The organism is Micromonospora sediminicola (genome assembly GCF_900089585.1).
Classification (GTDB): Bacteria; Actinomycetota; Actinomycetes; order Mycobacteriales; family Micromonosporaceae; genus Micromonospora; species Micromonospora sediminicola.
The window spans coordinates 202,482-216,474 of the sequence record NZ_FLRH01000003.1; the positions used below are offsets into that span (position 1 = coordinate 202,482).

A 13,993-nucleotide genomic window follows, 5' to 3' on the forward strand; every position below is an offset into this window, starting at 1 on the left:
GGGTGCGGGTGTCACCCGGATGCCCCCGCCGACCGGGGACGACAGGATCGACGACATGAAGATCATGGATGTCACCCGTCGCCGCGCGGTCGCCGCCGCGCTGGCCGGAGCGCTGCTCGCCACCGTCGTACCGGGCGCCGCGCTCGCCACGCCGTCCGGTGCCCACCGGCCCGACTGCGCCATCGGCACCCTCGACCCGACCCCGATGCGGCAGGCGATCGCCGGATTACCCACCGGCGACGCCACGAGCGCCCAGGTCCGGATCACCACTCCCGACGGATGCTGGACCGGCACCAGTGGCGTACGCGCCCTGCGCGGGGCCGCCCCCGTGCCGCCGCACGCCCGGTTCCGCGTCGGCAGCGTCACCAAGGTGTTCACCGCCGCGGTGACGCTGCAACTGGTCGCCGAGGGGCGGCTCGACCTGGACGGCACGGTGCAGCGGTACCTGCCCGGCCTGCTGCCCGCCGACTACCCGCCGGTGACCGTCCGCCAACTCCTGAACCACACCAACGGGATACCGAGTCCGACCCTGCCGGGCGGGATCGAGTGGCAGCTCGCCCACCGCTACGACCGGTGGACCCCGGAGCAGATCGTCCGCCTCGGCCTGCGCAACCCGCGCGAGTTCGAGCCCGGCACGGACCAGCACTACACCAACATGGGCTACATCGTGGCCGGCATGCTGATCGAGAAGGTCACCGGCCACTCGTACGCCGAGGAGGTGCGGCGGCGCATCGCCCGGCCGCTCGGCCTGCGGGACACGTACGCGCCGGGCGACGACCCGCGCATCCGTGGGCCGCACGCCCACGGCTACCAGGCGGTGGTCCGCGACGGCCGGACCGAGCTGGTCGACGCGACGGTGTGGAGCCAGACCTTCACCCCGGCCGCCGGCAACCTGATCTCCAGCGTGTCCGACCTGGACACCTTCATGACCGCGCTGTTCGCCGGCCGGGTGGTGCCCGAGCCGTGGCTGACCGAGATGTTCACCCGACCGGTGCTGGCCGGCAACCGCGTCGGCGAGTACAGCGCGGGCCTGACCGCCATGCCGGTCGGTGGGCAGACCCTGTGGCTCAAGACCGGCAGCCGCTACGGCTACCTCGCCGGCGTCGCCGCCACCCGGGACGGCCGGTTCCGGGTGGAGTACTCGATCACCGCGACGGACGCGAAGAGCGAGGAGCTGAGCCGGACCGCCCAGGCCGTGATCGGCGCGGCGCTCGGCATGCTGCCGCCCGCCGCGCCGCAGTCCACGGTCAGCCCGGGATCGTGATCCGGCCGTCCACCGCCGCCGACGCGATGTCGCCCCGGTGGTGGGCGCCCGCCAGCTCGACGCCGCGTACCAGCGCGTACGCGGCGTCGCGCGCGGCGGCCAGGTCCGCGCCGGTGGCCGTACCGCAGAGGACCCGGCCGCCCGCGGAGCGCAGCGTGCCGTCGGCGTCCCGACGGGTGCCGGCGTGGATGATCCCGGCGCGGTCCGCGCCGGTGATCACGTCGCCGGTACGCGGGCCCGCCGGGTAGCCCTCGGCCGCGACCACGACGGTGACCGCCGCACCGTCGCGCCAGCGCAGCGGCGGATGCCCGGCCAGCGTGCCGGTGGCGGCGGCGTGCAGCAGCCCGGCCAGCGGGGTCTCCAGCATGGCGAGCACGACCTGGGTCTCCGGGTCGCCGAAGCGCGCGTTGAACTCGATCACGCGGGGGCCGGCCGCGGTGATGGCCAGGCCCACGTAGAGCAGGCCGGCGAACGGGGCGCCCCGGCGGCGCAACTCGGCCAGCGTCGGGTGCACCACATCGCGCATCACGTCGTCGACCAGGCCCGGCGGGGCCCACGGCAACGGCGTGTACGCGCCCATGCCGCCCGTGTTCGGCCCGGTGTCGCCGTCGCCGACGCGCTTGAAGTCCTGCGCCGGGAGCAGCGGCAGGGCGGCCTCGCCGTCGGTGACCACGAAGAGCGAGACCTCGGGACCGTCGAGGTACTCCTCGATCACCACCCGGCCGCACTCGGCGGCGTGCCGCTCGGCGGCCGCCCGGTCGTCGGTGACGACCACGCCCTTGCCGGCGGCGAGACCGTCGTCCTTCACCACGTAGGGCGCGCCGAACTCGTCCAGCGCCCGGGCGACGGCCGCCGCGTCGGCGCAGGTGTACGCGCGCGCGGTCGGTACGCCGGCGGCGGTCATCACGTCCTTCGCGAACGTCTTCGAGCCCTCCAATTGGGCCGCCTCCGCGCTCGGGCCGAACGCCGCGATGCCCTTGGCGCGTACCGCGTCGGCCACCCCGGCCACCAGCGGCGCCTCCGGCCCGACGACCACCAGGTCGGCCGCCACGTCGACGGCGAGCGCCGCCACGGCCGCCGGGTCGGTGGCTGTCACCTCCCGCAGCGACGCGACCTCGGCGATCCCCGGATTACCCGGAGCCGCGACGAGCGCCTCGACGGCCGGATCCGCAGCCAACCCGAGCGCGAGCGCATGCTCCCGCCCACCACCACCCACAAGAAGAACCCGCACGACCGGCATCCTACTGACCCCCACCTCCCACCCCGTCGATCATGAAGTTGACGGCAGGATGTGAGATCGACACCGCCGTCAACGTCATGGTCGACACTGCGTCCGGGTGGTGAGTGCCTGGCGGATCACGTAGGGGATGTAGTCGGGGCGGAGGGTGTCGGGCCAGGTGAATCTGAGGACGGTCCAACCGGCGTTGGCGAGGCGGTTCTGCCGTCGCCGGTCGTCGAAGAGCGCACCGGGCGCGGTGTGCGGGTCCTTACCGTCCGCCTCGGCGATCACCCGGGCGGCACGCCAGCCCATGTCGCCGACGCCGAGCAGATAGCCGTCGGCGTCGCGAACCTCGACCTGCAGGACGTCCGGCGGAACGCCGCCGTCGACACACCGCAGTCGGGTACGCGTCTCGAGCGGCGACTGCGCCGCGCCGTTCGCCTCGGCCAGGTAACGACGAGCGTTCACCGCGCCCCTCCGACGCGCGAGCAGCGCGGGGATGGAACGGAACTCGTCCGCGTTTACCGTGCCGCTGTTCAGCGCGGAGTCCAGGAGGGCCACGGCGCGGTATCGATGCTCCCGGAGGACCAGCTCCGCAAGGGTGTGCGTCGGGTCCGTCACCGGGATACCACCGATGGACGTCAACGCCGCGGCAGGATGTTCGAACTGGTGCAGGACCACGGCAGGATCCGCGACACGAGCCGGCTTGGCAGCACGGCCGGGCAGTGCGAGATGGATCGCGCCCGTTCTCGGAAGGCCGGCGATCCCCTGCAACTCGGCAGCCGTGGCAAGGACGACATGCGCATCGGGGCCCAGCGACAACACCGCCGCTCGGATCCGGCGACGTCGTTCCAGGAGGTCCGGTGCCGAAGGGACCACCGCGTACGTGGCACGCGCGAGCCGCCGCCACCGACGGGCGGTGAGCAGGTTGTCGATCTCGTGGCGACTGTACCCGGCCCGAAGCGCCTGCTCACGGGTGACCACACCGCCCTGAGCCCTGGCGATGCGTCCGATGACCCAAGCCCGTTCCACCCCCCAACCCTCCCGCGCGCTCCTCCCCACGCGGGATCCCTGTGGACAACCCACCCCACCCTGTGGGCAACCTCGCCCACAGGCTCGTCGATCATGAAGTTGACGGCGATGTAGATCTATGAAACTGCCGCCTACTTCATGATCGACGCCGATAGCCCGGGGGGGTGGGTTAGGGGAGGAGGGGGTGGCGGAGGACGTTTTCTTCTCGGCCTGGGCCTACTCCGACCACGCTCACGCGGGTGCCGGTGAGTTCCTCGATGCGGGCGATGTAGCGCCTTGCGTTCTCGGGGAGCTCCTGCTCGGTCCTCGCCTTGGTGATGTCCTCCCACCAGCCGTCGAGCTCTTCGTAGATCGGCGTCGCGTGGTGGAAGTCGGTCTGCGTCATCGGCATGTCGTCGAAACGCTCGCCGTTGATCTCGTACCCGACGCAGATCGGCACCTTGGCCAGACCGGTCAGCACGTCCAGCTTGGTGACCACCAGATCGGTGACGCCGTTCAGGCGGCACGCGTAGCGGGCCACCACGGCGTCGAACCAGCCACAGCGGCGCTCCCGGCCGGTGGTGGTGCCGTACTCGTGGCCGATCTTGCGCAGGTGCTGCCCGTTCTCGTCGAACAGCTCGGTCGGGAACGGACCGGAGCCCACCCGCGTCGTGTACGCCTTGCTCACCGCGATGACCTTGGTGATCGCGGTCGGCGGGATGCCCGCGCCCACGCACGCCCCGCCGGCGGTGGGGTTCGACGAGGTGACGAACGGATAGGTGCCGTGGTCCATGTCGAGCATGGTGGCCTGGGCGCCCTCCAGCAGCACGGTCTCGCCGCGGTCCAGCGCGTCCCAGAGCATCACCCGCGTCTCCGCGATGTACGGCCGCAGCCGCTCGGCGTAGCGCAGGTATTCCTCGACGGTCTCCTCGACGTCGATCGCCTTGCGGTTGTAGACCTTGAACAGCAGCTGGTTCTTCTCCCGGAGCGCCAGCTCCAGCTTCTTGCGCAGGATGCCCGGGTCGAGCAGGTCCTGGAGCCGGATGCCCATCCGGGCGACCTTGTCGCCGTACGCCGGGCCGATGCCCCGGCCGGTGGTGCCGATGCGGGAGCTGCCCAGGTAGCGCTCGACCACCCGGTCCAGTGCCCGGTGGTGCGGCATGATCAGGTGCGCGTCGCCGGAGATGCGCAGCCGGGAGACGTCCACGCCGCGCTCGGCGAGCCCGTCGATCTCCTCCAGCAGCACCTTCGGGTCGACGACCACGCCGTTGCCGATGACGATCATCGCGCTCGGCGAGAGCGCGCCGGACGGCATCAGGTGCAGCGCGTACTTCTGGCCGTCCGGCGTGATCACCGTGTGGCCGGCGTTGTTGCCGCCGGAGTAGCGCACGACGTAGTCGACCCGCTCACCCAGCAGGTCGGTAACCTTGCCCTTGCCCTCGTCGCCCCACTGGGCGCCGAGGAGCACGATCGCTGGCATCTTCTCGCCTCCAGAAGGCTCGGGTGCCAGGCGGCGACCGGTCAGCGAGCCCGGGGTGTCAGGCTAACAAGTAGTGACGACGGGACCGGCAGGGGTTCGTCGAGAAGCAGGAGGCTCCTTCGTGTACGACGTGGTGCTGCTCACCCTCGGCTCGGAGCGGGACGCTCCCGGCGGAGGCTGTGGCAGCGGCGGGGCCTGCTGCGGTGGCACGGACGACGGTGTCGCCACGACCGACCCGGAACGCTGCGAGACGCCCCGCGTGCCGGTGCTGGCCTGCGCGGACGCGCTGACCGCCCGCGGCGCCCGGGTGACCACGGTGACCGCCCGCTCGGACGCCGAGATCGACGAGGTGCTGGCCCGCCTGGACGGCCCGGCCCGCGCCGACGGCCTCACCTGGCCCGACCAGGACGGCAAGACCCGGCTGGTGGTGGCCACGGCCAGTGACGCTCAGTTGCGCGCCGTGCTGCGCCGCCTGGTGCGCCGGTACGCCCCGCCGCCCAGCCGCCGCCCGGCGGACCTGGCCGGGAACCGGACGCTGCCCGACCTGCCCCCGGTGGGCGTACTCCCGCTGGACCCGGCCCGGTCCGGCGCGGCGCGGGACCTGGCCGCGCAGCTCGGGCTGCCGCGCGACCCGGCGGCCGTGGCGGCGGCGGTGCTCGACGGCACGGCGCGCCGGCTGGACCTGCTGCGCAACGACGGCGGTTCGGTGACGCTGGACGGCGCGCTGCTCGGCGCCGCCGACGACGCCGGCCGACCGCTGCACTGGCGGGCCCGCGTCGAGGTCGACGGCACGGTGCTCAGCGACGGCAGCGAGCCGATCACGGCCTGCGCGATCGGGAACGCCGGCGGCTACGCGCGCCTCGGCGAGGTGGACCTGCTGGCCGACCCCGACCCGACCGACGGCCGGGTGGCCGTGGCCGTGGCCGTGCCCGTGGTGACCCGGTCCGCGTTGGGCCGGAAGAAGGTCCGGCTGGAGGTACGCCGGGCCCGGGGACGGGCGGTGGCGGTCGTGCCCCGCGACGAGAAGGTGCCCTTCCTCGACGACGGTGTCGAGGGCGAGTTGAGCCGGAAGCGGTCCTGGTGGACCGAGCCCGGAGCCTGGGCGGTCTGGGCGGGCTGACCCCGGTCGATCCTCGCCCGGGTGGCCCGGCTGACCGGACCGCCTATCCTCGGCGGGGGGAATGGGGAGGAACCGTGGCGCACGAGAACGACGACCGGGCACATGTGCCGGGCCGACCGCAGGTGCCGGAGCGGGACGTCGAACCGCTCTGGCCGCCCGAGGAGACCGACGGCGTGGTCACCGCGCCGCCCTGGGCAGCGCCGGTCCAGCCGAACATGCCCTGGCCGCTCCCGTTCGGCGAGGCTCCCCCGCCGCCGCCGGTCGTCCCGGCGCCCGACGCGACCCGCCCCGCGGAGCCGGTTCCGCCGCCGGCCGTCCCGGTGCCCGAGGTGACCCGCCCGGCGGAGCCGGTTCCGCCGCCGGTCACCCCGGCGCCCGACGCGACCCGCCCGCTGCCGGTCGACCTGGACCTCCCGTTCACGCTCGACCAGCCGGCCCCGGGCACCCCGCCGGCGCCGCGTGTCGACGCCCCGACGGCGGCGGCCACCCACGAGCCGCCGACCGTGCCCGGTTCCGCCGCGCCCGCGCCCGGGGCCGACGCGCCGCCCGCCGCGCCCGGGACCGACGCGCTGCCCGACGCGCCCACCTCCGGAATTGACGCGCTGCCCGGCGCGCCCGTGTCCGGGATCGACAGCGACGCGGCCGGGAACGGGCGGGCCGAGTCCCCGTGGGCGCAGCCACCCCAGCGCGCCGCGTCCGAGATCGCCGGCCCGGCGAACTCCACCGACACCGCGACCGCCGCCGGCGGACCGGCAGCCCCGAACCCCGGGCCGGCGACCGCGGATCCCGGACCGACAGCCGTGGTCTCCGCGCATCCCGGCCCCGCGAACCCTGACCCCGCGAACCCCGGACCCCCGGGCCCCAGACCCGCACCCGCACCCGGACCCGGACCCGCGGGCACGGAACCGTCGACCGCCGGGCCGGTGCCCCCCGGACCCGTCAGCGCCTGGCCGGCCACCGGTTCGGCTCCGGTTCCGTCGCCGTCGACGGACGGGCCGGGCGGGTCCGCGGAGGAGGCCGCGCCCCGGCTCGGCCCGTTCCCGCCGTCGCCGGGCGTACCGATGCAGCAGCCGCCCTACGGCAACGGCGCGGCCTACCCGCCGCCGGGGTACCCGCCACAACCCGGCCAGCCGGGCTGGTACCCGCCGGGTTGGCCGCACCAGAACCCCACGCCGCACCAGAGCCCCGGGCCGCACCAGAGCCCCGGGCCGCACCAGAGCCCCGGGCCGCACCAGGCCGGAGCGCCGCAGCCGGCCGTGGCGCCGCACCAGGCCGGACAGCCGCCGCACGCGCCGCCGGCTCCCGGACCGGCAGGGGCGCCCCCGCAGCAGCCGTACCCGGAGCAGGGCTGGACGCCGCAGCAGGCGGCGCCGCCGACCGCCGAGGACTTCGCCCGCCGCCGCCAGGCCCGACCGGTCGACCCGGTGGCCACCATGGGGGTACGCGCGGTGGTGAACCGGATGGGCCTGGTCCGGCTCGCGCCCGGCCGCCACGAGCAGGAGGTGAAGCGGGACATCGAGATGGTCCGCCGCAACTTCGGCGGACTGCGCCAGGTGACCGTGGTCAACCCCAAGGGCGGCGCCGGCAAGACGGTGGCCATCCTGCTGCTCGCCATGACGTTCGGCCAGAAGCGCGGCGGGTACGTGCTGGCCTGGGACAACAACGAGACCCAGGGCACCCTCGGCATGCGGGCGCAGCAGGACTTCCACGCCCGGACGGTCCGGGACATGCTGCGTGACCTGGCCCAGTTCCAGGGTCCGCACGGTCGCGTCGGCGACCTGTCGCAGTACGTCCGCTCGCAGGGCGAGGGCATGTTCGACGTGCTCGCCTCGGACGAGTCCGCGACCGGCGGCGAGATGCTGACCGCCGCCGCGTTCGCCGAGATCCGCGAGGTGGTCAGCCGCTTCTACAAGCTGATCTTCGTGGACACCGGGAACAACGTCCGGGCGCAGAACTGGCAGGCCGCCATGGACGCCACCGACCAGCTCGTGGTCACCATGTCGGCGCGGAACGACTCGGCCGAGACCGCCGCCCGGATGCTCGACCACCTGGAGCAGAGCGGCCGGCAGCGGTTGGTCCGGCAGGCGGTCACGGTGGTCTCGATGCCGCCGTCCCGCAAGGAGATCGACCTGCCGGCCATTCAGGCGCACTTCGCCGCGCGTACCCGGGCGGTGCTGCTGGCGCCGTACGAGCGGCTCATCGACACCGGCGAGCCGCTGCGGTACGGCCAGCTCTCCTCCGCGACGCGGGACGCCTGGTTGAAGATCGCCGCGTCGGTGGCGGAAGGGCTGTAGGACGGGCGCGACGGCCGGTGCCCGGGTCGGGACCGGCCGTCGCGGTAGTGGTCAGGCGCTGGCCAGCGCGTCCCCGGCGGCCGGGTCGCAGTCGCGGAGGAACTGGGCGCAACGGGCGGCCTCGTCCGCCTCGCCGATCTCGCCGGCGGCCCGGGAGAGCACGTAGAGGCAGCGCAGGAAGCCCTGGTTCGGGGCGTGCGACCAGGGCACCGGGCCGTGCCCCTTCCAGCCGCTGCGACGCAGCTGGTCGAGGCCCCGGTGGTAGCCGGTGCGGGCGTACGCGTACGCCGGGACGACCTGGCCCGCGGCGAGCGCGCGACCGGCGAGCGCCCCCCAGGCCGCGCTGTAGGTCGGGAAGCGCGCCGCGACCTCGGCGTACGCCTCGTCGGTGCCCTGCTCGACCGCCGTCGCCAGCGTGGCGTCGGCCTCCTCGTCGGCCGGGAGCAGGGTGGCCGGGGGCTCAGGCAACAGGTTCTGCATCGCCCCATTCAACCCGCTTCGCCCTGGGGCGCGCGAGGGGGTCGGGCGGGTCGGGTGGCTGAACGGCTGAGGGTTTCGTCACGCCTGCGGCGGGAGCTCACGTACCCGCGGCCCATGCCGCCGGCGTGGTTCTTGCACTACAACTACAGATCCGGAGCCTCCCCAGGACCCGGTTACGCAGGAGCCCGGCGGCGTGCCCGCCGGGCTCCTGTCCGTACCGCCCGGGTTTGCGACGTTGCCCGGCCGGGGCAGGATGATCGGGTGCCGACCCCACCACCCGCGGACGTCATCGAGCCGCACGCGCCTCACGTCGACGAGGTCCAGACCCGCACCGAGTTCGACCGGCGGCTGGCCGGGGGAACCCTCGCCGGCCTGACCGTGCAGGGCCTCCGCCTCGACCTGGACCCGGTCCCCGACCTGCGCGCCGTCGACGTCGCCGGCACGCTCTTCGTGGGCTGCCGGTTCGCCGACCGGGAGGTCGGCGCCGACCTGGTCCGGCGCGGCGCCAACGTGGTCCCGCCGTTCTCCGGCCTGCCCTACCCGACCCAGCCGTCCCACCTCTACACGGCCGACGAACTGGCCGCCGGCTTCGCCGAGGGCGGGTTCACCCAGATGTACGACACCCGGGTGTACACGCACTTCCGGGCGCACGGCGGGGCGCTGCCCGACGTTCGGGAGGCGCTCGGCCAACGGCTGCACGACCACGGCGTGGACAACGCGCTCGCCGACGCCACCCGCGCCTGGCTGGCCGTGCACGGCCCGCAGTCGGTGGTGGGCGTGATGGGCGGACACGCGGTCCCGCGCGGCAGCGTCGCGTACCGGATGGCGGCGGTGCTGGGCTGGGAGCTGGCGCGGGCCGACCGGCTGGTGGTGACCGGCGGCGGTCCGGGCGTGATGGAGGCGGCGAACCTGGGCGCGTTCCTCGCCGCCTGGCCGGCCGACGAGCTGTCCGCCGCGATCGACCTGCTCGCCGTCGCGCCGGACTTCACCGACCACGACCGCTACACGGCGGCGGCGCTGGCGGTGCGCAAGCGGTACGCGGACGGCCCGTCGCTGCCCTCGCCCCGACCGGCGGCGCCCGACACGGAGTGGGCCCGGTCCGGCGGGCTGGCCATCCCCACCTGGCTGTACGGCCACGAGCCGGCGAACCTGTTCGCGGGCCGGATCGCCAAGTACTTCTCCAACGCCATCCGGGAGGACACCATCCTGCGCCTGGCCCGGGGCGGGATCGTGTTCGCGCCCGGCCGGGCCGGCACGGTGCAGGAGGTGTTCCAGGCGGCCACGAAGACGTTCTACGGCACCGACGGGGCGAGCGGGGCGTACGTCTTCCTCGACCGCGCGTTCTGGACCGCCGAGCTGCCGGTCGAGTCGCTGCTGCGGCCGCTCTTCGCCGCCTCCCCGTTCGGCGACCTGTCGCACACGATCCACCTCACCGACGACGTCCGCGAGGCCGTCGCGCTCCTCGTGCGCTGACCGTGCAAGGAAGGGCCCCTTATTAACGCCTGCGGTAGAGGAAGGGCCCCTTGTTAACAGCGAGCTGTTAACAAGGGGCCCTTCCTTACATCAGGGGTGTCACTTCATGGTGGTGCCGGTGGAGCGCAGGTGCTCGCAGGCCTCCACCACGCGGGCGGCCATGCCGGCCTCGGCGGCCTTGCCCCAGACGCGCGGGTCGTACATCTTCTTGTTGCCGACCTCGCCGTCGACCTTCAGCACGCCGTCGTAGTTGCGGAACATGTGGTCCGCGACCGGGCGGGAGAACGTGTACTGGGTGTCGGTGTCGATGTTCATCTTCACCACGCCGTAGTCCAGCGCCTCCCGGATCTCCGACAGCAGCGAGCCGGAACCGCCGTGGAAGACCAGGCTGAGCGGCTTCTCCTTGCCGTACTTGGCACCGACCGCGTCCTGGATCTGCTTGAGCACCTCGGGGCGGAGCTTCACGTTGCCCGGCTTGTAGACGCCGTGCACGTTGCCGAAGGTCAGCGCCGCCATGTAGCGGCCCTTCTCCCCCAGGCCCAGCGCCTCGACCATGGCCAGGCCGTCCTCGACGGTGGTGTAGAGCTTGTCGTTGATGGCGTTCTCGACGCCGTCCTCCTCGCCACCGACGACGCCGACCTCGATCTCCAGGACGATCTTGCCCTTGGCGGCCTCGGCGAGGAGCTGCTCGGCGATCTCCAGGTTCTCCGCCACCGGCACGGCCGAGCCGTCCCACATGTGCGACTGGAACAGCGGTTCCTGGCCGTTCTTGACGCGCTCCTGGGAGATCGCCATCAACGGCCGGACGAACTTGTCCAGCTTGTCCTTCGGGCAGTGGTCGGTGTGCAGCGCGATGTTCACCGGGTACTTCTTGGCCACCTCGTGCGCGTACGCGGCGAACGCGCTCGCGCCGGTCACCATGTCCTTGATCGACGGGCCGGACAGGTATTCCGCGCCGCCGGTGGAGACCTGGATGATGCCGTCGCTCTCCGCGTCGGCGAAGCCCTTGAGCGCCGCGTTCAGCGTCTGCGAGGAGGTCACGTTGATCGCGGGGTACGCGTACCGGCCGGCCTTGGCCCGGTCCAGCATCTCCGCGTAAGCCTCGGGGGAAGCGATGGGCATGTCGAACGCTCCTTACTTACCGCTCTCGGCCATGCAGGCCGCTGTCTTCCATGGAGGCGGCCGTTCCGGCCGCTGACTTCCACGGGTACGCCGGACCGCGCTGTCCACCGCGGGCAGTATCCCGTAGGAGCGCCGGCAGGGCACAACCGACCCGGCGCCGACTCACCGCTCCTCCAGGCGGTCCGGCACGACGACGCTGATCAGCCAGCTCACCACGGCGACCACGATGGCCCCCCAGAAGGCGGCCCAGAAGCCGTCCACGTGGAAGGGCAGCTTCAACAGGCCGGCGATCCAGTCGGTGAGCAGGAACAAGAGGGCGTTCACCACGAGCGCGAACAGACCGAGCGTGAGCAGGTAGAACACGCAGCCGAACACCTTGATGAGCGGCTTGAGCACGGCGTTGACCACGCCGAAGACGAGCGCCACCACGATCAGGGTGAACACGGTGGTGCCACCGTTGCGGCCGGTCACCTCCACCCCGGGCACGATCAGCGTGGTGACCCACAACGCGATCGCGGTGATCGCCAGTCGGATCAGGAAGCCCACGGGACCATCCTGGCAGGGGCCACGCGCCGGGGAGGGGACAATCGCCGACTCCACCGTTCCGCCCGGCGCCGAGCGGAGGCCCGGACCAGCCCGTACGGTGGTGGTGGCAGACGCCCGCACGAGACGCAGGGAGGGACGATGGGTCAGCCCGACGAGGACTTCGCCCCGAGTGACCACCTCGCTCCGGAGGAGCGGGATCTCGAGGCGGAGCCGGCCGACGCGGTCGAGCAGGCCGCCTCGGCCACCCCGGACGACACCGACGGCGAGCCGCACCGGGGCCTGGAGGTCGCCGACTGGGACGCGATGGAGCAGGCCCGGGTGGTCACCGCCGACGAGGACGACTACCGCTGACGCAGGGGCGTGACGTGGTCCGGGTGGGCGGCGGTCCAGCCGGCCACCCGGTCCGTGCGTAGCGCGTCCAGGAAGCCGGGGGCGAGCGTCGGGTCCGGCTGTTCGAAGCCGCGGTCCGTCCAGTCCTCGTAGCGGATCGGCAGGCCGAGCGCGACCGGCTCGGCGGCGGCGGCCCGCGCGACCACCGACAGCAGCAGCGGCAGGGACCTCCCACCGGTGTCGACGGTCAGCCCCGGGCCGATCTCACCGACCAACCGGCCGAGCCGCGCCGGGTCGGTCAGCGTCCCCCGCTCCCGCACCTGCCGCAGCAGGCCGGCCGCGTACCGGGTGGCGTTGCGGTCCCGGTCCAGCCCGCCCTCGCGCAGGCCGTACCGCTGGCGGAGCAGGTCCACCGCCCGGGTGCCGTCGAGCCGCTGGCAGCCGGCCGGGAACCGGCGGTCGGTGTGCACCGAGCGCACCGGTGCCGGCAGGCAGACCGGCACGCCGCCGACCTCGTCGGTCAGCTCGCGGGTCGCGGCGTAGGTCAGTACCGCGCCGGCGTCGACGCGTACCCCGGTCAGCCGGGTGACCGCCTGGCGGGTGGCCCGGTAGCCGGCGGCCAGGTCCCCCGACGCGGCGGCCCGGGAGAAGGTCGCATTGATCTTGCCGGTGGTGCCGCCGTCCGGCATGGGCACCAGCAGGTCGCGCGGGATGGAGACGAGGTAGATCCGGCTCCGGTCGGCCGGCACGTGCACCAGCAGGATCGAGTCGGCCCGCCGGTCCGGGCCTGCCTGGTCGACGCCGAGCAGCAGCACGTTCATCGCCCCCGTGGGGGTGGACGTCGGCGCGGCGGCCGGCGGGGCGGGCGCCGGCGGCCGGGGCGCGACCACGGTGAACCCGACCAGCGCCGTCGCGGTGACCGCCAGCGCGGTGCCGGCGAGGCGCACCCGGCGGCGACGACGGCGACGACGCACCACCGCGTGGTCGATGGCGGCGCGGACCGGGCCGGTCGGCGGGGCCAGCTCCTCGTGGCGGGCGAACGCGGCCCGCAGCTCGTCCTCGATCATGAGCAGACCTCCACGTGTTCGGCTCGGAGGGTGGCCAGGGCGCGCGAGATGCTGGATCGGACGGTGCCGACCGCGCAGCCGAGCACCTCGGCGATCTCCGCGTCGGGCAGGTCCTCGTAGTAGCGCAGCACCAGCGCCGCGCGCTGCCGGCGCGGCAGCCCGGCCAGCCAGGTCCAGACCTGGTCCCGGTCCACCGCGGACTGCGCATGGTCCGCCGGGGCCGGCACCGACTCGTCCGGCTCGCCGCGCAGCAGCACCCGACGGGCCCACGAGCCGCGCCGCCAGTCGACGAACTGGTTGGTCAGCATCCGGCGCACGTACCGTTCCGGCACGTCGCTGCGCGCCACCCGACGCCAGTTCAGCTGGACCCGGACCATGGTCTCCTGCACCAGGTCCTGGGCCTGGTGCGGCTCACCGGTCAGCATGACCGCGTACCGCAGCAGGGCGCCCAGCCGCGCGTCGGCGAACTCCTCGTACGTCACTGCACCTCCCGGTGTCCCGATTGGTGGACGGGTACGGGCGGCCGGAACGTTGCGGCAACCGTGATCAACCGTTCGGTCAATGTTCGTCGCGCGGGACAGCGGGCC

At 73.8% G+C, this 13,993-nt stretch carries 13 protein-coding genes; 5 read left to right on the forward strand and 8 right to left on the reverse strand.

Translation table 11 applies throughout. The features are described 5' to 3' along the window. Window positions 1–55: 55 nt before the first annotated feature. Window positions 56–1,264 carry a serine hydrolase domain-containing protein gene (locus GA0070622_RS01425; RefSeq protein ID WP_218012337.1) on the forward strand — a complete coding sequence of 403 codons (1,209 nt, stop codon included), beginning with the start codon at window positions 56–58 and terminating at the stop codon, window positions 1,262–1,264. On the opposite strand, the gene purD is transcribed toward GA0070622_RS01425, so the two are convergent. From purD to GA0070622_RS01440, 3 genes are all read right to left on the reverse strand, one after another. Further along, the gene (gene purD, locus GA0070622_RS01430; RefSeq protein ID WP_091576735.1) at window positions 1,248–2,495 is read right to left on the reverse strand and encodes a phosphoribosylamine--glycine ligase; all 1,248 of its coding nucleotides are present in this window, start codon (window positions 2,493–2,495) and stop codon (window positions 1,248–1,250) included. The two genes, GA0070622_RS01425 and purD, sit on opposite strands and share 17 nt — an antisense overlap. Before the next feature lie 84 nt (window positions 2,496–2,579). Next, entirely contained in the window at window positions 2,580–3,515 is a 936-nt protein-coding gene (locus tag GA0070622_RS01435) for a PDDEXK family nuclease (RefSeq protein WP_091576737.1), read from the reverse strand. A 169-nt stretch (window positions 3,516–3,684) separates the two neighbouring features. Beyond that, complete coding sequence (locus GA0070622_RS01440) at window positions 3,685–4,974, reverse strand: adenylosuccinate synthase (protein ID WP_091565793.1); 1,290 nt, start codon at window positions 4,972–4,974, stop codon at window positions 3,685–3,687. A 121-nt stretch (window positions 4,975–5,095) separates the two neighbouring features. Between GA0070622_RS01440 and GA0070622_RS01445 the strand changes: the two genes are divergently transcribed. Further along, window positions 5,096–6,094, forward strand: a complete 999-nt coding sequence (locus tag GA0070622_RS01445) for a diacylglycerol kinase family protein (RefSeq protein WP_091565796.1) — start codon at window positions 5,096–5,098, stop codon at window positions 6,092–6,094. A gap of 74 nt (window positions 6,095–6,168) precedes the next feature. Then, window positions 6,169–8,388, forward strand: a complete 2,220-nt coding sequence (locus GA0070622_RS01450) for a MinD/ParA family ATP-binding protein (protein ID WP_091565800.1) — start codon at window positions 6,169–6,171, stop codon at window positions 8,386–8,388. 51 nt (window positions 8,389–8,439) lie between these two features. On the opposite strand, the gene GA0070622_RS01455 is transcribed toward GA0070622_RS01450, so the two are convergent. Next, the gene (locus GA0070622_RS01455; protein ID WP_091565804.1) at window positions 8,440–8,868 is read right to left on the reverse strand and encodes a DUF3151 domain-containing protein; all 429 of its coding nucleotides are present in this window, start codon (window positions 8,866–8,868) and stop codon (window positions 8,440–8,442) included. Between the two features lie 261 nt (window positions 8,869–9,129). On the opposite strand from GA0070622_RS01455, the gene GA0070622_RS01460 reads away from it, so the two are divergent. Beyond that, window positions 9,130–10,341 (forward strand): LOG family protein, encoded by a 1,212-nt coding sequence (locus GA0070622_RS01460; RefSeq protein WP_091565808.1) that lies wholly within the window; start codon window positions 9,130–9,132, stop codon window positions 10,339–10,341. Window positions 10,342–10,440: 99 nt separating this feature from the next. Here the strand turns inward: GA0070622_RS01460 and fbaA are convergent, their stop codons facing one another. Together fbaA and GA0070622_RS01470 are read right to left on the reverse strand one after the other, a co-directional pair. Continuing rightward, window positions 10,441–11,463, reverse strand: a complete 1,023-nt coding sequence (gene fbaA, locus GA0070622_RS01465) for a class II fructose-bisphosphate aldolase (RefSeq protein ID WP_091565811.1) — start codon at window positions 11,461–11,463, stop codon at window positions 10,441–10,443. A gap of 162 nt (window positions 11,464–11,625) precedes the next feature. Continuing rightward, on the reverse strand, window positions 11,626–12,009 hold the full coding sequence (locus GA0070622_RS01470; protein ID WP_091565815.1) for a phage holin family protein: 384 nt from the start codon (window positions 12,007–12,009) through the stop codon (window positions 11,626–11,628). Between the two features lie 138 nt (window positions 12,010–12,147). On the opposite strand from GA0070622_RS01470, the gene GA0070622_RS01475 reads away from it, so the two are divergent. Next, complete coding sequence (locus GA0070622_RS01475) at window positions 12,148–12,360, forward strand: hypothetical protein (RefSeq protein WP_091565819.1); 213 nt, start codon at window positions 12,148–12,150, stop codon at window positions 12,358–12,360. Here the strand turns inward: GA0070622_RS01475 and GA0070622_RS01480 are convergent. Both GA0070622_RS01480 and GA0070622_RS01485 read right to left on the reverse strand, forming a co-directional pair. Next, window positions 12,351–13,406: an LCP family protein gene (locus GA0070622_RS01480; RefSeq protein ID WP_091565824.1), complete on the reverse strand. Its 1,056-nt coding sequence runs from the start codon at window positions 13,404–13,406 to the stop codon at window positions 12,351–12,353. The two genes, GA0070622_RS01475 and GA0070622_RS01480, sit on opposite strands and share 10 nt — an antisense overlap. Continuing rightward, window positions 13,403–13,888: a SigE family RNA polymerase sigma factor gene (locus GA0070622_RS01485; RefSeq protein ID WP_091565828.1), complete on the reverse strand. Its 486-nt coding sequence runs from the start codon at window positions 13,886–13,888 to the stop codon at window positions 13,403–13,405. The genes GA0070622_RS01480 and GA0070622_RS01485 overlap by 4 nt, the downstream gene beginning before the upstream one ends. Between the last annotated feature and the right edge of the window lie 105 nt (window positions 13,889–13,993).

Excerpts from the sequence above, each read along its gene's own strand:
- GA0070622_RS01440 (WP_091565793.1), bottom strand. The coding sequence starts at position 4,974 with ATGCCAGCGATCGTGCTCCTCGGCGCCCAGTGGGGCGACGAGGGCAAG.
- GA0070622_RS01475 (WP_091565819.1), top strand. The coding sequence starts at position 12,148 with ATGGGTCAGCCCGACGAGGACTTCGCCCCGAGTGACCACCTCGCTCCG.
- GA0070622_RS01425 (WP_218012337.1), top strand. The coding sequence starts at position 56 with ATGAAGATCATGGATGTCACCCGTCGCCGCGCGGTCGCCGCCGCGCTG.
- fbaA (WP_091565811.1), bottom strand. The coding sequence starts at position 11,463 with ATGCCCATCGCTTCCCCCGAGGCTTACGCGGAGATGCTGGACCGGGCC.
- GA0070622_RS01455 (WP_091565804.1), bottom strand. The coding sequence starts at position 8,868 with ATGCAGAACCTGTTGCCTGAGCCCCCGGCCACCCTGCTCCCGGCCGAC.
- GA0070622_RS01480 (WP_091565824.1), bottom strand. The coding sequence starts at position 13,406 with ATGATCGAGGACGAGCTGCGGGCCGCGTTCGCCCGCCACGAGGAGCTG.